We start from the raw sequence: 21,536 nt of genomic DNA on the forward strand, positions 1-21,536 counted from the left end.
CATGGACCTCCGAAGCGGGGAATCTCCGGAGCTTGCGCCGCCATGGTCCCGCTGCGGATGCGCTGCCAAGGAAACGGTTCGGGCTGCGTTGCGCTTCGGATGTGGTCTTCGCACTGCAGGTACAGCCCTTCAGCCACACCCCGCAGATGTCCTCTTCTGCACCAGAAGGGTTGGTCCCTCAGACCAGCCCGAGGGACCAACCCACCGCAGGGCTGCGGCACCTCGGCGCACGCGTCACGCTCACCCTCCCACCCCGCATCGCCACCATCCGCACCGCTCCCGGATCCTCGAACTGCCCATCCAGGCGAGGACCAATGCGGATGCCGTTTCCGCACCCCTCGTACGCTGACGGCCGTCGCCTCGTCCACGTGACCCAACCCAGATGCCCATTCATCCGCGTGCCCGATGATCAATCCAACGCGCCCTGACCAAGTGTCCCCGCGCCTCCCCACCACCCCCTCACCCCACCCCACCCCCGCCACGCTCCTACCGATCCCCGCACAGGAACAACCCGCAGAAGCCCTCCCTCTCCGGGCCACCGAGAACCCCGCAGCTCGCCGAGATGCCACGCCAACCGCGACTCCATGATCGGCTTCCCAAGAGGCTCGGTGCGGCCATCGCGTACTCCCGAAGGGCTGGATACGGCAGCCCGAACGCGGTCCGGATCGGAGTCGGGATCGCTGCCGCTCCGGGACATCACGCACGGAATCACGGAGAAGCCAGGGGACTCAGCACCCCCACCCCGACCTCCCCGACCGACCCACCATGCCCTTCTCCAACGCGACGCGCTTCCCCCCTCCGCGTCCAGCCTCCGCACCTCGACGGCCGGCGGCGAGGGCATCGTCGATAACCCACCGGGCCTACCGCCCACCCAGCAGTGGACCGGCATGCCGTAGTCGATCGGCCGAACCTCGCCGCGCCCCATAGCAGGGACGCGACACAGCACACCGAGGCTGCGCGGGCGCACCGCCGCGCCGTGCCGGTCGGGGGAGGCGTCGGGCCGGGGCCGTCGCGTTCCGGTGCGGCGATGACGCCGTCCGTGTCGCGCTTCCCGATACGGCTCCCTCACGGGTGAACCGGTGTGGCCGGCGGGGCGGTGTAGCGAGGTGGTGGGGGAGCGGTGCGGCAGGTCCGTTGCGTGTGGAAGGGCGACGAAGGGTGACGGGCGGGCGTACGCGTAGCGCCGGTGGGTGGGGGCATGGCGGTGGGGGAGGGGGAGGCCGGGGCGACGGTGCGCGGGAGGGGCGAGGGCGGACGGGGTGGTGGATCGGGGGTGGAGGGGGCCGTTCGGAGCCGTTGAGGGGCGGTTTTCGCGGCGGGGCGGCGGACGGGAGAATCGCTCTCACAGAAGTTGATCTTGGTGGGTGCGTGCCGTCCGGGCAGGGTGGGGGAGGGGTGGGTCTCGACGGGGATTCGAGTGTTTCCCGAGGGAACCTCGTCCGGCGGGCCGCATGGTGGAGGATCCGAAGCGATCGAAGGAGTCCCCGTGCGGATGGTGGTGACCGGTACCGCGAAGGCCGGAGGGTCCGGACGTGACGACGCTGCGTGAGGCGCTGGCCCGTTCCGCGCCGACGTTCTCCTTCGAGTTCTTCCCGCCGAAGACTCCGGCCGGGATGCACGGGCTGTGGCAGACGATCCGCCGCATCGAGCGCATGGCGCCGGACTTCGTCTCCGTCACCTACGGGGCGGGCGGCTCCTCGCGGGACCGCACCATCGAGGTGACGAAGCGGATCGTCGCCGAGACGACCCTGCGCCCGGTCGCCCACCTCACCGCTGTCGGGCACTCCGTCGCGCAGCTGCGCCACATCATCGGCCAGTACGCCGACGCGGGCGTGCGCGACGTTCTCGTGCTGCGCGGGGACCCTCCGGGCGATCCGAACGCGCCGTGGATCCCGCACCCGGACGGCTTCCGGCATGCCCATGAACTCGTGTCACTCGTCCGGGAGCTGGGCGATTTCAGCATCGGGGTGGCGGCCTTCCCCGAGCGGCACCCGCGCTCGCCCGACTGGGAGAGCGACATCCGGCACTTCGTCGCCAAGTGCCGGGCCGGTGCCGACTATGCCCTGACGCAGATGTTCTTCCACGTGGAGGACTATCTGCGGCTGCGCGACCGGGTGGCCGCGGCCGGCTGCGACATCCCGGTCATCCCCGAGATCATGCCCGCCACCGACGCCCGCCAGATCAGCCGCTTCGCCGCGCTGAGCGGCGCGGCCTTCCCCGAGGAGCTGGCGCACCGGCTGAACGCCGCCCGCCACGACCCCGCCCAGGGGTACCGCATCGGCGTCGAGTACGCCACCGCCATGGCTGAGCGGCTGCTCGCCGAAGGCGCACCAGGACTGCACTACATCACGCTCAACCGGTCGACGGCGGCACCCGAGATCCACCGCGCCGTGACCGGATCGAGGAGTGGCCGGCACGTGGAACTGCTCCACGGCTGACGCTCCACCGACCTGCTGAGAGCGGAGGAGCACGTGCACGACACCATGGAACAGGACACCCGATTCACGTACGAGGCGGCGGAGTTCTCCCCTGGGACCATCCCGCCGCTGCTGCTCGCGGGCATCGACGAGGAGGACCTGGCCGAGCCGCACGTGGTACGCGGAATCGACTGAACGCCCGGTGATCCGAGCGGCGGTCCCGACAGGAAATCGACCGGGTCTCAAGTCCGCTCGCCGATACTCCCGATGACCCCTCGGGCGGGGTTCGAGCCCGCCGCGGGGCACGGCACGACGACGTCCCTGACACGAGCGAGAGCACCGCTGGATCGGAGTACGCAATGAAGGACGTCGTGAAGGACGTGATCCGGGAGGTCAGCGTCCGCGGGGCTCGGCAGCAGCCCGCCTGGAGCGACCTGCCCCAGCTGAACCGGGTCCGGGAGGCTCTCGCCGCGCGCCCCGCCCTGGTGCGGCCCGACGACGTGGCCGCGCTGCGGACGCTGCTGGGGTCCGTGGCGGCGGGCCGGGCGCTGGTCGTCCAGTCCGGTGACTGCGCCGAGGACCCCCAGGAGTGCGGGCCCGAGCACGTCGCGCGCAAGGTGGCGGTGCTCGATCTGCTCGCCGGCGCGCTCGGTCTGCTCACCGGCCTCCCGGTGGTACGCGCGGGGCGGATCGCCGGGCAGTTCGCCAAGCCCCGGTCCCGCCCGACCGAGGTCGTCGGCGGCGTCGAACTCCCCGCCTTCCGGGGCCATATGGTCAACGGCCCCGAGCCGGACCCGGAGAGCCGCCGGCTGGACCCGCTGCGCATCCTCACCGGCTACATGGCGGCGGGCGACGCCATCGACCACCTGGGCTGGCGCGAGCGCGGCACGGGGCACCGAGCGGCGGGCACGCAGGTGTGGACGAGCCACGAGGCGCTGCTGCTCGACTACGAGGTGCCGCTGCTGCGCACCGACGACGAGGGGCGGCTCTTCCTGGGGTCCACGCACTGGCCGTGGATCGGGGAACGGACCCGGCAGATCGACGACGCCCATGTGGCGCTGCTCTCGCAGGTCGCCAATCCGGTGGCCTGCAAGGTCGGTCCGTCGATGGAGCCGGGGGAGCTGGTGGCGCTGTGCGAGCGGCTGGACGCCTGGCGCGAGCCGGGGAGGCTCACGCTGATCGCCCGGATGGGCGCCGACCGGGTCGCCGAGCGGCTGCCGCGCCTGGTCGAGGCGGTCCGCGAGGCCGGGCACCCGGTCATCTGGCTCAGCGACCCGGTGCACGGCAACACCGTCACCGCGCCGGGCGGCCACAAGACGCGCATCGTGGAGACCGTGGCGCGGGAGGTCTCGCGCTTCGTGACCGCCGTGCGCGGGGCGGGCGGGGTGCCGGGGGGTCTGCATCTGGAGACGACGCCCGACGACGTCACGGAGTGCGCCGACACCGAGGCGGAGCTGCCCGCCGTCGGTGAGCGCTACACCTCGTTCTGCGACCCCCGGCTGACCCCGTGGCAGGCGGTCTCCGTGATCTCCGCGTGGGACGTGCCGTGACCGGGGCGGGCGCCGCCCCGGCCGGGCGCCCGCCGGGGGGCCGCTTGGCGCCGGATCAGTCGTGCGGCGGCTCCTTGGCGGAGCGGGAGAGGAGTTCGTACAGCTCGTCGAGGTCGTACTCGGCGCGCTGCGGGGTGCCGAGGCGGGTGATCTTCCCCCGGCTCGCCCATTTGCGGATGGTGGCCGCGCTGACCCCCGCGGCCAGCGCGGCCAGTTCGGTCGGTACGGTGCGGCGGCGCCGTCGCTCCGTCATGCCGGACCGTTCGCCGGGCCGTCCTCCGTCGCCGGCCTCGCCCGGCCGGAGAGCAGCAGCCAGTCCCGGGGCGGGACCGTGTGCCCGGCGTCGCAGGCCACCCGGGAGTAGACCGTGTCGCTGGTGCCCCTCAGCGTCGCGCGCAGACGCGCCGTACAGCCGTGGTGACAACAAGTTCCCAGTGAGACTTCGTAGGCGCGCGGGCCGAGCAGGGAGCGGGCGGAGTCCAGGAGCGCGGTCAGTTCGGCGTCCAGGTCCCGGGCGGCCGGGTGGGAGGCCAGCCAGCCGGCCTGCTCGCCCAGGAAGCGGAGCAGGGCGGGGACTTCGGTGCCGGGCACCGAGGGCAGCCCGCGTTCGGCGATCACGAGCCCCGCCCAGGAGCACAGGAAGTCGGCGATCTGCGAGCGCAGCGCCAGCATCCGCTCGTCGAGGCGGATGCCCACCGACTGCGTACCGCTGACACGTTCCACCGGGCCCGTGCGGGTGGCCGTCAGTTCCTCCTCGCTCTCCCGGTAGACCTCTTCGACGTCCCGCAGCCGTGCGCTCAGTCTTTCGACCGGTGAATCGACGGAGGATTCCGTCTGGGGCGCGGGGTGATGACGTATGAATCGTTCCGATGATTCCGAGCAACCCTGCTGCTGCACGTTCTGGCCTCGCATCTCCAGTAGACCGAGCATCCGTTTCTCTGCGGCCGGCGTTCTCGTGTCGGCCGGAGACTTCCCTGCCTGTCCGTTCGCCTTGCGGTGACGCCCATACGTGTGCACTACAGTAATCGCGACATAACCAAATCGGGCGAACGGCGCATTTGCTTCGTCGGCCCGTCGTTGGTCAATTTGTTCACCAATTGTCGCGCTCGTCGGCTCAGAAGTGTCAAGGAGATCTCATGTGGGTCGCGTCACTCTCCAAGACTTTATCGAGAGCCACTCAACATCCCATCGAAAAACGGCTGTTGACATCAGCGACGGCCAACTGTCACACTTCTCGCGGGCCACTGGTCTGCGCAAATCCCGATCGGCAAGCGATTGCGGAGCAGACACCAGTGCCCTCTCCCTTGTGCGGCCACCCTTAGCTCTCCGGTGGTCTTCGCACTTCCCGGTGCACCCATTGCGTGCCCCGTCCGCAGCCGCTCAAGCGGTATTCAGGCCGGACTCCAGCGGCATTCGTGCCGACCACGACACCCAGCCTTGAGGGCTTCATGGATCACCAGCACGGTATACACGCATACGCGCGGCAATGCGCCCAGGCGCTGAACGCGCTCCATTCCCTTCCCTATTTCACCAGCGATTTGGCGGACGAACTCGCGCCGTTCGGCATCGACGACCACTCGACCGTCTACCTGGCCGGGCGGGCGTCCCCCCTGGGCATCGTGGCTCCTGCCGTGGTGACCGCCGTTTTCAACTCCTTCGCCCCGCGTCTCGTGGCCGAGCGCATTCCCGCCCTCTGGGATCTGGTGCCGCCCGAACGGGCGCTGCGCGCCCGTGAGGACGCCTCCGCCGCCGCCCTCGAACGCCTGCTGGGCACCGGGACCGTCCGGTCCCCGCAGCTCGCCGAGGCGGCCAAGCTCGCGACGGCCGCCGCCGAGGCGTGCGCCCTGCCCGGACGCCCGCTGTACGCGGCCAACTCCGCGCTCCCGCAGCCCGAGCGCCCGCACGCGGCCCTGTGGCACGCCGCCACGATGCTGCGCGAGCACCGGGGCGACGGCCACGTCGCCGTACTCGGCCACTACGGGCTGACCGGCGTGGACTCCCTCGTCATCGACTGCGCCAGCACGCACGGCATGGCCAAGGAGATCGTCATGCCGATGCGCGGCTGGACGGAGGAGGAGTGGGCGGCCGGACGGGAGCGGCTCGCCGACCGGGGACTGGTCGACGCGGCCGGCCGGCTCACCGCGCGCGGCGCCGGGCTGAGGGACGAGGTCGAGGCCGAGACGACCCGGCTCGACCGCCGGCCCTACGACGCCCTGGGCGCCGAGCACGTCGAGCGCCTGGCCCGGTACGTACGCGAGCTGGTCGGGACCGCGGCCGACGCCGGGGCCTTCCCGCCCCCGCTGCGCGACTTCTTCGCCCCGCCCGCCGCGGTGTGGAACGCACTCTGACCCCCTCGGAGAGGAACGAACCGTCATGACGTTGCCGACGCCGACGCAGGCGCCCGCGGAGCTGTTCTCGCCCGCCTACTACCAGGACCCGCACACCACGCTCGCCCGGCTCAGGGAGGACTCCCCGGTCCACGAGTTCCGCTTCCCGGCCGGTGACGTACGGACCTGGCTCGTCACGCGCTACGACGACGTCAGGACCGTGCTCTCCGACTCCCGCTACAGCGCGGAGGCCGCCACCTGGGCCAACGACGAGTTCCGGGCCGCCGGTCTCGTCGCCGCCGAGGGCACGCTCCTGGGGCGGGGCATATCGGTGGTCGACCCACCGTACCACACCCGGCTGCGGCGGCGGGCGATGGGCGCCTTCACCACCCGCCAGGTGGAGCGGTGGCGCACCACCGTGGGACAGCACGTCGAGCGGGTCCTCGCCGACTGCGCGGTGCGCGAGACCTTCGACGTGATGGACGACTACGCGGGCGAGGTCTCCGCCGGGGTCCTGGGCGAGATCCTCGGCATGCGCATCGAACGCCACCGGGAACTGGTCAGCGCGCTCAACGAGGCGTTCCCGTCGGACCCCGCGCTCATGCACAAGGTGCCCGCGGCGTTCGGCCGGATCTGCGAGTACGCCGCCGAGCTGGTCGCCGAGAAGCGCACCCGGCCCGCCGACGACCTGACCTCGGCGCTGCTGCGGGACGACGACGACGGCCGGCTGACCGAGGACGAGCTGACCGGTCTGGTCGCGGCCGTCATCATGGGCGGCAGCGACACCGTGCGCGGCTTCATCGGCAACGCCGTGCTCTCCCTGCTGGACCACCCCGGCCAGGCGGACCTGCTGCGGTCCGAGCCGGGGCTGGCCGAAGGGGCGGTGGAGGAACTGCTGCGCTACGACGGGGCGTTGAGCACCGCCCTGTTCCGGGTCACCACCGAGGAGATCGAGCTCTCCGGCACGGTGCTGCCCGCCGGGGCGCCGGTCATCGTCGGCCTGCTGGCGGCCAACCGCGACCCCCGCCGCTTCGACCGGCCCGACGTGCTGGACCTGCGGCGCGAGGGCCCCCGCCACGTCGGCTTCGGCCACGGGCTGCACAACTGCCTGGGCGCGGCCCTGGCCCGCCTCGAAGGGGCCATCGCCATCCCCGCCCTGTTCGCGCGCTTCCCGGAGCTGGTCCTGAACGCGCCCCGGGACTCCGTGCGCTACATCGACAACTGGGCGATCCGCCGCCTGGTCGCGCTGCCCGTCGCCGCCTCGCCGAAGGCCGCCGCACGGGCCGCCCAGGGGGCCTGAGGTGGCCGCCGCGAGCGGCCCGGGGCGGCCGTCATGACCGTATCCGCCCGGATCGACCGCACGCTGTGCCTCGGAACGGGGCTGTGCGAGTCGATGGCGCCGGACCTGTTCCTGCTGGACGACGACGGCATCGCCGCGACCCCGCGGGACGTCCCGGCCGGTGACGCGGAGGAGCGGACGCGGCTGCTGCGCGCCGTCGCCGAGTGCTGCCCGACCGGGGCGATCACCGTCGTCGTACGCGAACCGGGCACCCCCGTACGCGAGAACGCACACGAGAGCAGGGAGTGAGGGACGGATGCAGGCGCAGTCCGCACAACGGGACACCCAGGTCGTCGTGGCAGGAGCGGGACCCGCGGGGCTGATGCTGGCCGCGGAGCTGCGGCTGGCCGGCGCGCGGGTCGTGGTCCTGGAGCAGGAGAGCCGGCCGACCGCAGAATCGCGCGGCATGGGGTTCACCGCCCGCACGCTGGAGGTGTTCGACCAGCGCGGGCTGCTGCCCCGCTTCGGTGAGCTGAAGCGGGCGCCGGGCGGCCACTTCGGCAGTGTGCCCGTGGACTTCGCGGTCGGCGACGGACGGCACGCCAGCGTCACCGGCATCTCGCAGGCGCGTACGGTCGCCGTGCTGGGGGAGTGGGCGGCGGAGCTCGGCGCCGACGTCCGGCGCGGCCACCGGCTGACGGGCTTCACCGACTTCGGCGACGGCGTCGAGGTGCGGGCCGAGGGCCCGGACGGCGACGTGCGGCTGACGGCGGACTACCTCGTGGGGTGCGACGGCGGCCGCAGTACGGTCCGGCGGGCCGGCGGATTCGGGTTCCCCGGCACCGACGCCACCGCCGAACTGCTGCTGGCCGATGTGCGGGACCTCGAACTCCCGCCGAAGTGGTCCGGGGAGCGGCGCCCGGGGGGCATGCTGCTGGCCGCCCCGCTGGGCGGGGGCATGGTCCGCATCGTCGTCTCCGAACACGGCAGGAAGCCCCGGGAGCGCACGGGGCCGCCGGAGTTCAGCGAGGTCGCCGACGCCTGGAAGCGGGTCAGCGGCGACGACATCTCCGGGGCCTCACCGGTCTGGGTCAGCTCCTTCGGGGACGCGGCCCGGCAGGCCGACGCCTACCGCCGGGGCCGGGTCCTGCTCGCCGGTGACTCCGCCCACGTCCATCTCCCGGCCAGCGGGCAGGGGATGAACGTCAGCGTCCAGGACGCCGTCAACCTCGGCTGGAAGCTGGGCGCGGTCGTCACGGGCCGCATGCCCGAGGCGCTGCTGGACAGCTACCACGACGAACGCCACCCGGTGGGCGCGGCCCTGCTGCGCAACACCCGGGCGCAGGCGTCGCTCTTCCTCGGCGGGCCCGAGACCCAGCCGCTGCGCGAGGTGCTGGCCGAGGTCTTCCGGGGCCCGGAGGCGGCGCTGCTGCTGGCGGGCATGGTCAGCGGTCTGGAGATCCGGTACGACGTCGGGGCCGGGGACCATCCGCTGCTCGGCCGGCGGCTGCCGGACGTGCCCCTGGTGCTGGAGGGCGGGGAGGAGACGCGGAGCCCCCGGCTGCTGCACCCGGCCCGGGGGGTGCTGCTGTCCCTCGGTTCCGACCCGGAACCCGCGCGTCTCGCCGCCCGGTGGGCGCCGTGGGTGGATGTCCACTCCGCGCGGCCGGGCGCGCGGGACGAGGGCGGCGAACGGGTGGACGCGGACGCCGTCCTGGTGCGCCCGGACGGCTATGTGGCCTGGGTGGCCGGGGCCGGCGACCTGGCCACCGCCCTGCACCGCAGCTTCGGGGAGCCCGCGAACTGAGCCGGGCCCGCCCCACGAGACCACGGGAGACGACATGACCAGCACAGGGGCCCGGCAGGCAGCCGCCGTACCGGCCATCGACCGCGCGGACTCCCGCGCCGTCTTCATGAGCCACTGGTACGTGGCAGGGGAGGAGCAGGGCCGTGCGGTGCTCGACGAGATCGCGGACGCCTGGGAGGCGGCGGAGCGGCCGGCGGACGTCCTGTCCTTCTCCTGCTACCTCAGCACGGGCGGCGACGACGTCACGGTGATGACGTACGCCCAGTGCGCCGGCCCGGACGCCTACCGGCCGTTCGTCCGCTCGCTGCCGTCGGCGGCGGCGCGGGTGGAGCCGGTGGAGTACCGCCTGTTCCGGAGCGTGCCGCTGGCCCCTCGGAGCGGTCCGGCGGCCTCGGTGGTGATCGCCAGTTTCGACGTGGACGGCCGGGAGCGCCAGGAGCACATCGTCGCCTCCGTGACGGCGAACATCGAGGCGTCCCCGCGCTCCGACCAGGCGGGGCTGATCGCGTCCCACTTCCATCTCAGCGTGGACGGCACCCGGGTGATCAACTACGCGGAGTGGACGAGCGACGAGGAGCACATCGCGTTCCTGGAGGGGGCGACCCGGCACCGTTCGCTGCGGCTGGCGACCCGCACCCCGGGCGTCCGGCCGATCGGCTTCACCCGCTACCACCTGTATCGCGCCATCGTCGGCTGACACCGTGGCCGACAGGGTGACTGTCCGATCATCGAACTGCGGCTCTTGTCATGATGGTTGACGGTCCGACCCGCACGGCACGAAGGAGAAGCCCCATGGCCGACACCCCCAGCCCCTTTCCGGACGTCGCCCGCGCCGACGCCGGGGTCGCGCTGGTGACCCCGTTGTACGTCGGCGGGGCGGAGCTCCAGCGGGCCGAGGTGGAACGGGTCCTCGCGCCGTACCGGACGGGGCCGCTGCCCGAGGGCTTCCTCTCGGTGAGCGTCTTCACCAGCACCGAGGGCGAGAACGTCCTCACGTACGCCCAGTGGACCTCGGACGACGCCTACCGCGCGTTCGTGGCGGGCGGCGGCCTCGGCGAACCGGACGAGAACACCACCGAACCGGTGCGCTACCGGCTCTACCGGGGCCGGGTCCTGGAACCCGGCAGCGTGCCCACCGCACTGGTGGCGCCCGTCTTCGACGTGGACGGCCGCGACCGGCAGCGCCGCTCGATCGACAATCTCATCGACGGGCCGCTCGGCACGCCGTTCCCGGGTCTGGTCGCGTCCCACTTCCACATCAGCCTCGACGGCACCCGCGTCATGAACTGGGCGGAGTGGGTCGACGAGGACGCCCATGTGGGCTTCATGAAGAGCAGCCGCCCCCAGGAATGCCTGGAGGCCATCACGATGCCGGGCGTGCGCGGCATCGGCGGCAAGCGGTACGTCCTCGCGGGTGCCGTGACCCGCTGACGTCCGGCTCCTCCCGAACGGCCCAGGTCGACGACCTGGGCCGTTCGCCGTTTCCCGGCAGGTTCCCGGCAGTGCGCCACCGCGCCGTGGACCTTGTCAGGTCCTGGTCAATTTTCCTCAGGTCAATCGTACGGATCGAGCATGGAGAGGGTGCATGGACACTCAAGTGATCGTCGTCGGGGCCGGGCCGGCCGGAATGATGCTCGCCGGGGAACTGCGGCTGGCCGGGGTCGACGTCGTCGTCCTCGAAAAGCTCGCCCGGCGCACCGGCGAATCGCGCGGGCTGGGATTCACCGCCCGCACGATGGAGGTCTTCGACCAGCGCGGCCTGCTCTCCCGGTTCGGTGACATCGAGGTCAGCAACCAGGGCCACTTCGGCGGGCTGCCGATCGACTTCGCCGTCCTGGACGGGGCCCACCAGGCCGCCAAGACCATCCCCCAGTCCCAGACCGAGACCGTACTGGAGGAGTGGGTCACCTCCCTGGGCGCCGACATCCGGCGCAGCCACGAACTCCTCTCCGTCAAGGACGCCGGGGACCACGTCGAGGCGGAGGTCCGCGGCCCCGAGGGGGTCCACCGGCTCACCGCCCCCTACCTCGTGGGCTGCGACGGCGGGCGCAGCCTGGTGCGCAAACAGGCCGGGTTCGCGTTCCCCGGCACCGCCTCGACCATGGAGATGTTCCTCGCCGACGTGAAGGGGCTGAACCTGCCCCCGAGGATGATCGGGGAGACCCTGCCCGGCGGCATGGTCATGGTGGGCCCGCTGCCGGACGGCATCACCCGGCTGATCGTGTGCGAACGCGGCACCCCGCCCCAGCGGCGCGAGACCCCGCCCTCGTACGACGAGGTGGCCGCCGCCTGGAAGCGGCTGACGGGGGACGACATCAGCCACGGCGAGCCGGTCTGGGTCTCCTCCTTCGGGGACGCCACCCGGCAGGCCACCCACTACCGGCAGGGCCGCGTCCTGCTGGCCGGCGATTCCGCGCACATCCACCTGCCGGCCGGCGGACAGGGCATGAACACCAGCATCCAGGACGCCGTCAACCTCGGCTGGAAGCTGGCGGCCGTGGCCCGGGGCCGGATGGACGAAACGTTTCTGGACACCTACCACGACGAACGCCACCCTGTCGGACAGCGCCTGTTGATGAACACCCGCGCGCAGGGCCTGCTCTTCCTCAGCGGCGCCGAAGTGCAGCCGCTGCGCGATGTGTTCAGCGAACTCATCCGCTACGAGCCGGTCAGCCGGCACCTGGCCGCGATGGTCAGCGGGCTGGAGATCCGCTACGCCGTCGACGGCGGCGCCCACCCCCTGCTCGGCCGCCGGATGCCGCACCTGGAACTGACCGGCACCACCTCCCCGGGCAGCTCCACCGAGGCCCTGCACGCCGGCCGGGGCGTCCTCCTGGACCTCGCGGACAACGCCGAACTGCGCCGCCGCGCGTCCGGCTGGACCGACCGGGTGGACGTGGTGACCGCGGCGCCGAAGGAGCTTCCCCGCGACGGGGCGCTGGACGGCACCGCCGCCGTGCTCGTGCGCCCCGACGGCTATGTGGCCTGGGCCGCGCCGGGCAGCCACAGCGATCTGCCGATGGCCCTGGAGCGCTGGTTCGGGCCGGCGCGCTGACCCCCGTACACCCCAGAGAAGAGAGAAGAGACCATGCACAGCACCTTGATCGTCGCCCGGATGGCACCGGGCACCGGACCCGAGGTCGCCGGGCTGTTCGACGCCTTCGACCGGACCGAGATGCCGCATCTGATGGGCACCCGGCGCCGCCAGTTGTTCTCCTACCGGGGGCTGTACTTCCACCTCCAGGAGTTCGACGAGGACAACGGCGGCGAGCTGATCGAACAGGCCAAGACCGACCCCCGGTTCATCGGGATCAGCGACGATCTCAAGCCGTTCATCCAGGCGTACGACCCCGCCACCTGGCGCTCGCCCGCCGACGCGATGGCCACCCGCTTCTACCACTGGGACGGTTCCGCGTGACCGGGCGCAGGGTCGTCATCACGGGCATCGGCGTGGTCGCCCCCGGCGGCATCGGCGTGAAGGACTTCTGGGGCCTGCTCAGCGAGGGGCGCACCGCCACGCGCGGCATCACCTTCTTCGACCCCGCGCCGTTCCGGTCCCGGGTCGCCGCCGAGATCGACTTCGACGCCGAGGCGAGCGGGCTGAGCCCCCAGGAGATCCGGCGGATGGACCGGGCCGCCCAGCTCGCGATCGTCGCCACCCGGGAGGCCGTCGCCGACAGCGGCCTCGACACCGCCGCCCTGGACCCCTACCGGCTCGGCGTCACGATCGGCAGCGCGGTCGGCGCGACCATGGGACTCGACGAGGAGTACCGGATCGTCAGCGACGGCGGCCGGCTCGACCTGGTGGACCACGCCTACGCCGCCCCGCACCTCTACAACTACTTCGTCCCCAGCTCCTTCGCCGCCGAGGTCGCCTGGGCCGTCGGCGCCCAGGGACCCAGCACGGTGGTCTCCACCGGCTGCACCTCGGGCCTGGACTCCGTCGGCTACGCGGTCGAGCTGCTGCGCGAGGGCTCGGTGGACGTGATGATCGCCGGAGCCTCGGACGCGCCGATCTCCCCGATCACGATGGCGTGCTTCGACGCGATCAAGGCGACCACCCCGCGCGACGACGCGCCCGGCGAGGCATCCCGGCCCTTCGACGGCACCCGCAACGGATTCGTCCTGGGCGAGGGTTCCGCCGTCTTCGTCCTGGAGGAGCTGGACAGCGCCCGGCGCCGCGGCGCGCACGTCTACGCCGAGATCTCCGGCTACGCCTCCCGCTGCAACGCCTTCCACATGACCGGGCTGCGCCCGGACGGGGCCGAGATGGCGGAGGCGATCACGGTGGCGCTCGACGAGGCGCGGATCCCCGGCGACCGCATCGACTACATCAACGCGCACGGCTCCGGCACCAAGCAGAACGACCGGCACGAGACCGCCGCGTTCAAGAAGAGCCTCGGCGACCACGCCCACCGCACCCCGGTCAGCTCCATCAAGTCGATGGTCGGGCACTCGCTGGGCGCCATCGGATCGATCGAGATCGCCGCATGCGCCCTCGCCATGGAGCACAACGTCGTGCCCCCCACGGCCAATCTGCACACACCCGACCCCGAATGCGACCTGGACTACGTGCCGCTCACCGCGCGCGACCACCGCACGGACACCGTGCTCACCGTGGGCAGCGGCTTCGGCGGGTTCCAGAGCGCCATGGTGCTGGAACGGGTCGAAGGGAGCACACGATGACCGCGTCGGTCGTGATCACCGGTCTGGGCGTCGCCGCCCCCAACGGCCTGGGCAAGGAGGACTACTGGGCGGCCACCCGGGCCGGACGCGGCGGGATCGGCCCGCTCACCCGCTTCGACGGCTCGGGATATCCGGCGCGGCTGGCCGGTGAGGTGCCCGGCTTCGTGGCGGAGGACCACCTGCCGAGCCGGCTGCTGCCGCAGACCGACCGGATGACCCGGCTCGCCCTGGTCGCCACCGACTGGGCGCTCGCCGACGCCGGCATCAAGCCGCAGGAGGCCGAGGGCTTCGACATGGGCGTGGTGACGGCCAGCTCCTCCGGCGGATTCGAGTTCGGCCAGAACGAGCTCCAGAAGCTGTGGAGCAAGGGCAGCCAGCACGTCAGCGCCTATCAGTCCTTCGCCTGGTTCTACGCCGTCAACAGCGGCCAGATCTCCATCCGCAACGGGATGAAGGGGCCCAGCGGGGTCCTGGTGAGCGACCAGGCGGGCGGCCTCGACGCCGTCGCCCACGCCCGCCGGCAGATCCGCAAGGGCACCGGAATGATCGTCTCAGGCAGCATCGACGCCTCCGTCTGCCCCTGGGGCTGGGTGGCGCAGCTGGCGAGCGGGCGGCTGAGCACGGTCGACGACCCCGCCCGCGCCTATCTGCCCTTCGACCGCCGGGCCTGCGGCCATGTGGCGGGCGAGGGCGGTGCGATGCTCATCCTGGAGGAGGCCGGAAAGGCCCGCCGGCGCGGTGCCCGGATCTACGGCGAGGTCGCCGGATACGGCGCCACCTTCGACCCCCGGCCCGGCAGCGGCGGCGAGCCCGGTCTGCGCAAGGCCGTCGAACTGGCCCTGGCCGAGGCCGGCGCCGCCCCCGGCGAGGTCGACGTGGTCTTCGCCGACGCGGCGGCCGTACCGGAGCTGGACCGGGCCGAGGCCGAGGCGCTCCACGCGGTCTTCGGACGGGGCGCCGTCCCCGTCACCGCGCCCAAGACCATGACCGGCCGCCTCTACTCCGGGGCCGCGCCGCTCGATCTGGCCACCGCGCTGCTGGCCATGGAGTCCGGGCTGATCCCGCCCAGCATCCACACCGACCCCGATCCGGCGCTCGGCCTCGACCTCGTCACCACGGCCCGGCCGGCCCGGATCCGCACCGCACTGGTCCTGGCCCGCGGCCACGGCGGGTTCAACTCCGCCGTACTGCTGCGCGCCGCCACCGCCTGACCGGGCGGGCGGCCCCCATTCCCGGCTCCCATCCCCATTCCACCGGTTCACACCACGACACAAGGCAGGGCGGACGCATGAGTACACAGCCGTTCACGATCGACGACCTCAAGCGGATTCTGCTGGAGGGCTCCGGCGCCGCGGAGAACGTGGATCTCGACACCGACATCGCGGACCAGGAGTTCGAGGACCTGGGCTACGACTCGCTGGCGCTGCTGGAGACCAGCAGCCGCATCGAGCGCGCCTACGGCATCACGATCTCCGACACGATCCTGGCCGACGCGACGACCCCGCGCGCCCTGGTCGGCGCCGTCAACGAGCACCTGACCGAGGACGCGGCGGCCTGAGGCCCGTCCCACGAGGACCCGCCGGACGGGCCCTCACCCGCACCGCACCCCCGTACCCCTCTCATCCCACCGATCACGGGAGCAGTCAGCCATGCCAGAGAACAGCAAGGACACCAGGGTCGCCGTCGTCACCGGCGCCACCAGCGGAATCGGGCTCGCCGCCGCCCGGCTGCTGGCCGGTCAGGGGCACCGGGTCTTCCTCGGGGCGCGCACCGCGGAGAACGTGGCGTCCACCGTGAAGGAGCTGCGGGAGGAGGGCCTGGAGGTCGACGGGGCGCCGCTCGACGTCCGCTCCGCCGAGGGCGTCGAGGAGTTCGTCCGCGCCGCCGTGCAGCGGTACGGCACGGTCGACGTGCTGGTGAACAACGCGGGCCGCAGCGGCGGCGGCGTCACCGCAGACATCGACGACGCGCTGTGGGCCGACGTCATCGACACCAACCTCAACAGCGTCTTCCGGATGACCCGCGCCGTCCTGAACGCGGGCGGCATGCGGGACAAGAGCCGCGGCCGGATCATCAACATCGCCTCCACGGCGGGCAAGCAGGGCGTGGTCCTCGGAGCGCCGTACTCGGCGTCCAAGCACGGTGTCGTCGGCTTCACCAAGGCGCTCGGCAACGAGCTGGCGCCCACCGGCATCACCGTCAACGCCGTCTGCCCCGGCTATGTGGAGACCCCCATGGCCCAGCGGGTGCGCCAGGGCTACGCGGCCGCGTACGACACCGACGAGGCCGCGATCATGGAGCGCTTCACGGCGAAGATCCCGCTCGGCCGCTACTCGACCCCCGAGGAGGTGGCCGGCCTCGTCGGCTATCTGGCCTCCGACACGGCGGCCTCCATCACGGCCCAGGCGCTGAACGTCTGCGGCGGACTCGGCAACTTCTGACGGCCCCGGGCACCCCTCGCGAGGAGACACCGACATGACGACCCAGCACGTCGAGCACGAGATCACCGTCGCCGCGCCCGCGGCCGACGTCTACCGCCTGATCGCCGAGGTGGAGAACTGGCCGCAGATCTTCCCGCCCACCATCCACGTCGACGTGGCCGACCGGGACGGCGACAGCGAGCGCATCCGGATCTGGGCCACCGCCAACGGCGCCGCGAAGAACTGGACCTCGCGCCGCACCCTGGACCCCGAGGGGCTGCGCATCGACTTCCGCCAGGAGGTGTCCACACCACCGGTCGCCGCGATGGGCGGCACCTGGATCATCGAACCGCTGCCCGGCGGCGACTCCCGCGTCCGGCTGCTGCACGACTACCGGGCCGTCGACGACGACGCCGAGGGCCTGACGTGGATCGAGGAGGCCGTCGACCGCAACTCCCGTTCCGAACTGGCCGCCCTCAAGACCAACGTGGAGCGCGCGCACGCCGCGAAGGAACTGACCTTCTCCTTCGAGGACAGCGTGCGCATCGACGGCTCCGCCAAGGACGCCTTCGACTTCATCAACGAGGCCGGACTCTGGGCGGAGCGCCTGCCGCACGTGGCGTCCGTACGGTTCGAGGAGGACGTCCCCGGGCTCCAGACCCTGGAGATGGACACCCGCGCCCGGGACGGCTCGACCCACACCACCAAGTCCTACCGGGTGGCGTTCCCGCACCAGAAGATCGCGTACAAGCAGATCACGCTGCCCGCGCTGATGACCCTGCACACCGGCTGCTGGACCTTCACCGAGGAGGACGACGGCTCCGTCACCGCCGTCTCCCAGCACACCGTGGTGCTCAACACCGCCACCATCGAGAAGGTCCTCGGCGCCGGGGCGACCGTCGCGGACGCCCGCGCCTACGTGCACGGCGCGCTCAGCACCAACAGCCGCGCCACGCTCGGACACGCCAAGGACCACGCCGAGAGCACGGGCTGACCGTGACCGCCCTGGACTGCGATGTCGTCGTCGTCGGAGCGGGCCCGGCCGGGCTGCTGCTCGCCGGGGAGCTGCGGCTCGGCGGGGCGGCCGTGGTGGTGCTGGAGCGCCGCACGGAGCCGGGGACGGAGTCGCGGGCGTCGACCCTGCACGCCCGCACGATGGAGATCCTCGACAGCCGGGGGCTGCTGGACGCGCTGGGGGAGCTGCCGAACGACGTACGCGGCCACTTCGGCGGCATCCCGCTCGATCTGACGCTGCCGACTCCCTATCCCGGGCAGTGGAAGATCCCGCAGACCGCGACGGAGGCGGCCCTGCGGGAGTGGGCGCTGTCGCTGGGCGCGGAGCTGCGGACGGGCCACGAGGTGACCGGGGTGCGCACCGGCCCGGACGGGGTGACCGCCGAGGCGGTGACCGGCGGCCGGACGGTCGGGGTCCGGGCCCGGTACCTCGTGGCGTGCGACGGCGAGGACAGCACCGTACGGCGGCTGACCGGGGCCGCCTTCCCCGGCGACCCCGCACGCCGGGAGCTGGTCCGGGCCGACGTCGCCGGCATCGACATCCCGGCCCGCCGCTTCCAGCGGCTGCCCCGGGGACTGGCCGTCGCGGCCCGCAACGCCCAGGGCGTGACCCGGGTGATGGCGCACGAGTTCGGCAGCGCGGTCGGGGAGCGGACCGGGGCGCCCGCCTTCGCCGAGATCCGCGACCTGTGGCAGCGGCTCACCGGCGAGGACATCGGGCACGGCCGCCCGCTGTGGGTGAACACCTTCGCGGACGCGGCCCGGCAGGTCGCCCGCTACCGGGACGGCCGGGTGCTGTTCGCGGGCGACGCCGCCCACCAGCAGATGCCCATCGGCGGCCAGGCCCTCAACCTCGGGCTCCAGGACGCCGCCAACCTCGGCTGGAAGCTCGCCCTCCAGATCACCGGACGGGCCCCCGACGGCCTCCTCGACAGCTACCACACCGAGCGGCACGCCGTGGGCTCCCGGGCCCTGGGCAACATCCGCGCCCAGGCGATGCTGCTCCTCGGCGGCCCCGAGGTGGAGCCCGTCCGGGCCGTCGTGGCCGAACTCGTCCGCGAGGAACCGGTCCGCGCCCATCTGGCCGCGATGATCTGCGGCCTCGACATCCGTTACGACACCGGCCCGGGGGACCATCCGCTCCTGGGCCACCGGCTCGCCCACGGACAGCGGGGGCACGGCTCACGGGGCCTGCTGCTGCCGCACCCCGGTGGACCGGGCCCGGCGGACGCGTGGCGGCGCGCCCTGGCGCCGTGGAGCGACCGGATCGACCTCGTCCCCGGCGGCGCTGCGGGCACGGCGGTCCCGGAGCCGGGCGCCGCCGTGCTGGTCCGGCCGGACGGGCACGTCGTCTGGGCCGGGCCGCGGGGCGGCGGCGAGGGCGACGCGTCCGGGCTGCGCACGGCGCTGCGGCGCTGGTTCGGCGAACCGGCGGCGCCGGACGGCCCGTACGCCCTCACCGGCGCCCCGGACCGCACCCCGGCGCGCACGGCGTCCCCGGCCCCGGCCGCCGGCGCACCCTCACCGACCCCTTCACAGGAAAGAGACGGACGCATGAGCAGGTTCACGGGCAAGACGGCGCTGGTGACCGGTTCCAGCCGGGGCATCGGGCGGGCCATCGCCCTGCGGCTGGCCAGGGAAGGCGCCCTGGTCGTCGTGCACAGTTCCCGGGGCGGCGAGGCCGCCGACGACGTCGTCACCTCGATCGAGAAGGACGGCGGCCGGGCCTTCGCCGTCCGGGCGGAGCTGGGCGTCCCCGGCGACGCCGACGCGCTCTTCCTCGACCTGGAGCAGGGCCTGAAGGAGCGGACCGGCACCACCGATCTGGACATCCTGGTCAACAACGCCGGGATCATGGGCGGCGGTGTCGCGGCCGACGCCACGACGCCCGAGCAGTTCGACCGGCTCTTCGCCGTCAACGCCAAGGCGCCGTTCTTCCTCATCCAGCGGGCGCTGCGGAATCTGACGGACGGCGGCCGGGTCGTCAACATCACCTCCGGGCTGACCCACTTCGCCAACCCGGAGGAGATCGCGTACGCGATGACGAAGGGCGCCGTCGAGCAACTGGCCCTGCACTTCGCGAAGTACCTCGCGCCGCGCGGCATCACCATCAACAGCGTCGCGCCCGGCATCACGCGCAACGACAACCCGGTCTTCGGCATCCCGGAGGCCGTTGAGCAGATGGCCGCGCTGTCGGCGTTCGGACGGGTGGGCGAGCCCCGGGACGTCGCCGACGTGGTGGCGTTCCTGGCGAGCGAGGACGCCCGCTGGGTCACGGGGGCCTTCCTCGACGCCACCGGAGGCACGCTCCTCGGCTGAACGGCACCGGGACCGGACCCGACGGGTTGTGCGACCCCACGGCGGCCGGCAGCGGACGGCGGGGGACAGGACGGAGCGAAGGAGCGCGATGAAACCCGTGGCACCACTTCAGGAACCCCTCGGTTCCGCCGCCCCGCCGGGCGGCGCCGGGCGGTGGAGCCCGCGCCTGTGGGGGCTGTTGTTCGTCCTGGCCGGGAACATGCTGATCGACGCCCTTGAGGTGTCGGCCATGATCGTGGCCATGCCGGTGGCGGGACAGGCGCTGGGGCTGTCGCTGACCGGGGCTCAGTGGCTGATCACCGGCTTCGCCGTCGGCTTCGGCGGGCTCACCCTCTTCGGCGGGCGCCTGGTGGAACTGCTCGGCCGGCGGCGGGTCTACCTGTGGGCGCTGCTCGGCTTCGCCGCGGCCTCGCTGGCGGGCGGGGTGACGGACGAACCCGGCGTGCTGGTGGCCGCCCGCGTGCTGAAGGGCTTCTTCGCCGCGCTGACCGCGCCGACCGGACTGGCCATCATCGCCTCGGAGTTCCCGGCGGGGCGCAGCCGCGAGCGCGCGGTGTCGGTGTACGCCCTGTTCGGCGGGTCCGGATTCGCCGCGGGCCTTCTGGTGTCGGGGCTGCTGACGGAGGTGAGCTGGCGGTGGACGGTCGCCTTCCCGGCGCCGGTGGTCCTGGTGCTGTTCGCCTGCGCGGTACGGCTGATCCCGCGCGGCCCGGCGCCCGAGGCCCCGCCTCCGGGCGAACCGCGCCGGTTCGACGCGGCCGGGGCGCTCGCCCTGACAAGTGCCCTGCTCTGCCTGGTGCGCGGCATCGTCTCGGTCCCGGAGCACGGCTGGTCCGACGCGCGGACCGCAGGGCCGCTGGCGCTCGCCGCGGTGCTGGTCGCGGTCCTGGCCGTGGTGGAACGCACCGGGGCACGCCCGCTGATCCGGGGCCGGCTGCTGCGCAACCGCACCCTGGTCCGCTCGATGGCCGGGGCCGCGGCGCTGAACGGGGTGAACCTGGGGCTGCTGCTGATCCTGACCGTGCGGCTCCAGACCGGTCTGGGCTGGTCCCCGCTGCGCACCGCGCTGGCGCTCCTGCCCGCCAGTGTGCCGCTGGCCGTCACGGCGCTGCTCTCCCGGAAGCTGATCGCCCGGTACGGCACGGCCCGGCTGATCGCCCTGGGCGCGCTGGGGCCGGTCCTGGGCGCGGCGCTGTGCCTGCGGCGCCCGGTCCCCCAGAGCTACGCCACGGACGTCCTGCCGACGCTGCTCCTGGTGGGCGCGGGCTTCGTGCTGGCGTTCGCCGCGCTGAACACCCAGGCGACGTCCCGGCTGGCCGCCGTGGACCGGCCCGCCGCCGTCGGCCTCTACCAGAGCGCCGTCCAGGTCTCCGCCGTCGTCGTCCCGGCCCTGGCGGCGGCCCTCGCCGCCGGCCGCTCCGACGACCGGCCGGCGTTCCTGCTCGTCACCGCCGTGGCCGTGGCCGGGCTGGCGGCGGGGCTCGGCGGTCTGCGGACCCGTCCGGCCCGGGGCGCGACACCATCCACAGAGGATTGAGGCTTTTGATGTCCGTTATCGATACGACTCCGGCCCGGCGGTCCGACTGGACGCTGCACGAGCGCCTGGAGGAACTCCGGCTGATCAGGAACGAGGCCCGGCAGGGCCCTGACCCGGCCGCCACCGAACGCCAGCACGCCAAGGGCAAGCTCACGGCATATGAGCGGATCGCGTTGCTGT

Annotated in this window: 20 protein-coding genes; 18 read left to right on the forward strand and 2 right to left on the reverse strand. The window is 72.9% G+C overall.

Features of this window, described 5'->3' with window-relative positions:
• Window positions 1–1,532 precede the first annotated feature (1,532 nt).
• From metF to ACWCXC_RS33505, 3 genes are all read left to right on the forward strand, one after another.
• Complete coding sequence (gene metF / locus ACWCXC_RS33495; protein WP_450684549.1) at window positions 1,533–2,438, forward strand: methylenetetrahydrofolate reductase [NAD(P)H]; 906 nt, start codon at window positions 1,533–1,535, stop codon at window positions 2,436–2,438.
• 33 nt (window positions 2,439–2,471) lie between these two features.
• On the forward strand, window positions 2,472–2,612 hold the full coding sequence (locus tag ACWCXC_RS33500) for a hypothetical protein (RefSeq protein ID WP_450684550.1): 141 nt from the start codon (window positions 2,472–2,474) through the stop codon (window positions 2,610–2,612).
• Between the two features lie 164 nt (window positions 2,613–2,776).
• Window positions 2,777–3,967: a 3-deoxy-7-phosphoheptulonate synthase gene (locus ACWCXC_RS33505; RefSeq protein WP_450891452.1), complete on the forward strand. Its 1,191-nt coding sequence runs from the start codon at window positions 2,777–2,779 to the stop codon at window positions 3,965–3,967.
• A 55-nt stretch (window positions 3,968–4,022) separates the two neighbouring features.
• Here ACWCXC_RS33505 and ACWCXC_RS33510 read toward each other — a convergent pair whose 3' ends face one another.
• On the reverse strand, window positions 4,023–4,220 hold the full coding sequence (locus ACWCXC_RS33510) for a hypothetical protein (protein WP_450684552.1): 198 nt from the start codon (window positions 4,218–4,220) through the stop codon (window positions 4,023–4,025).
• Window positions 4,217–4,690 (reverse strand): hypothetical protein, encoded by a 474-nt coding sequence (locus ACWCXC_RS33515; protein ID WP_450684553.1) that lies wholly within the window; start codon window positions 4,688–4,690, stop codon window positions 4,217–4,219. Before ACWCXC_RS33515 ends, ACWCXC_RS33510 begins: the two co-directional genes overlap by 4 nt.
• Window positions 4,691–5,415: 725 nt before the next feature.
• Between ACWCXC_RS33515 and ACWCXC_RS33520 the strand changes: the two genes are divergently transcribed.
• The 15 genes from ACWCXC_RS33520 to ACWCXC_RS33590 all read left to right on the forward strand — a co-directional run bounded on the left by ACWCXC_RS33520 (window position 5,416) and on the right by ACWCXC_RS33590 (window position 21,356).
• The gene (locus ACWCXC_RS33520; RefSeq protein WP_450684568.1) at window positions 5,416–6,315 is read left to right on the forward strand and encodes an SCO6745 family protein; all 900 of its coding nucleotides are present in this window, start codon (window positions 5,416–5,418) and stop codon (window positions 6,313–6,315) included.
• Window positions 6,316–6,340: 25 nt separating this feature from the next.
• A complete protein-coding gene (locus ACWCXC_RS33525) occupies window positions 6,341–7,594 on the forward strand; it encodes a cytochrome P450 family protein (RefSeq protein WP_450684554.1) in 1,254 nt (417 codons plus the stop codon).
• 33 nt (window positions 7,595–7,627) lie between these two features.
• Window positions 7,628–7,882: a ferredoxin gene (locus tag ACWCXC_RS33530; protein WP_450684555.1), complete on the forward strand. Its 255-nt coding sequence runs from the start codon at window positions 7,628–7,630 to the stop codon at window positions 7,880–7,882.
• Between the two features lie 7 nt (window positions 7,883–7,889).
• Entirely contained in the window at window positions 7,890–9,380 is a 1,491-nt protein-coding gene (locus ACWCXC_RS33535) for an FAD-dependent monooxygenase (protein ID WP_450684556.1), read from the forward strand.
• A gap of 34 nt (window positions 9,381–9,414) precedes the next feature.
• On the forward strand, window positions 9,415–10,077 hold the full coding sequence (locus ACWCXC_RS33540; protein ID WP_450684557.1) for a hypothetical protein: 663 nt from the start codon (window positions 9,415–9,417) through the stop codon (window positions 10,075–10,077).
• 95 nt (window positions 10,078–10,172) lie between these two features.
• On the forward strand, window positions 10,173–10,811 hold the full coding sequence (locus tag ACWCXC_RS33545; protein ID WP_450684558.1) for an antibiotic biosynthesis monooxygenase: 639 nt from the start codon (window positions 10,173–10,175) through the stop codon (window positions 10,809–10,811).
• A 154-nt stretch (window positions 10,812–10,965) separates the two neighbouring features.
• A complete protein-coding gene (locus tag ACWCXC_RS33550) occupies window positions 10,966–12,435 on the forward strand; it encodes an FAD-dependent monooxygenase (protein WP_450684559.1) in 1,470 nt (489 codons plus the stop codon).
• Between the two features lie 33 nt (window positions 12,436–12,468).
• Window positions 12,469–12,798: a TcmI family type II polyketide cyclase gene (locus ACWCXC_RS33555; RefSeq protein ID WP_383641346.1), complete on the forward strand. Its 330-nt coding sequence runs from the start codon at window positions 12,469–12,471 to the stop codon at window positions 12,796–12,798.
• Window positions 12,795–14,066 (forward strand): beta-ketoacyl-[acyl-carrier-protein] synthase family protein, encoded by a 1,272-nt coding sequence (locus ACWCXC_RS33560; RefSeq protein WP_450891453.1) that lies wholly within the window; start codon window positions 12,795–12,797, stop codon window positions 14,064–14,066. Before ACWCXC_RS33555 ends, ACWCXC_RS33560 begins: the two co-directional genes overlap by 4 nt.
• Window positions 14,063–15,277, forward strand: coding sequence for a ketosynthase chain-length factor (locus ACWCXC_RS33565; protein WP_450891454.1), 1,215 nt, complete (start codon window positions 14,063–14,065; stop codon window positions 15,275–15,277). The genes ACWCXC_RS33560 and ACWCXC_RS33565 overlap by 4 nt, the downstream gene beginning before the upstream one ends.
• A 77-nt stretch (window positions 15,278–15,354) precedes the next feature.
• Window positions 15,355–15,624, forward strand: coding sequence for an acyl carrier protein (locus ACWCXC_RS33570; protein ID WP_450684562.1), 270 nt, complete (start codon window positions 15,355–15,357; stop codon window positions 15,622–15,624).
• Between the two features lie 91 nt (window positions 15,625–15,715).
• Window positions 15,716–16,507: a 3-oxoacyl-ACP reductase FabG gene (fabG, locus tag ACWCXC_RS33575; protein WP_450891455.1), complete on the forward strand. Its 792-nt coding sequence runs from the start codon at window positions 15,716–15,718 to the stop codon at window positions 16,505–16,507.
• Between the two features lie 34 nt (window positions 16,508–16,541).
• Window positions 16,542–17,480, forward strand: coding sequence for an aromatase/cyclase (locus ACWCXC_RS33580; protein WP_450684564.1), 939 nt, complete (start codon window positions 16,542–16,544; stop codon window positions 17,478–17,480).
• A 2-nt stretch (window positions 17,481–17,482) separates the two neighbouring features.
• A complete protein-coding gene (locus ACWCXC_RS33585) occupies window positions 17,483–19,819 on the forward strand; it encodes an SDR family oxidoreductase (protein ID WP_450891456.1) in 2,337 nt (778 codons plus the stop codon).
• Between the two features lie 88 nt (window positions 19,820–19,907).
• Window positions 19,908–21,356: an MFS transporter gene (locus tag ACWCXC_RS33590; RefSeq protein WP_450891457.1), complete on the forward strand. Its 1,449-nt coding sequence runs from the start codon at window positions 19,908–19,910 to the stop codon at window positions 21,354–21,356.
• Window positions 21,357–21,536: the final 180 nt, after the last annotated feature.

The sequence above is a fragment of the Streptomyces sp. NPDC001515 genome, assembly GCF_053597115.1.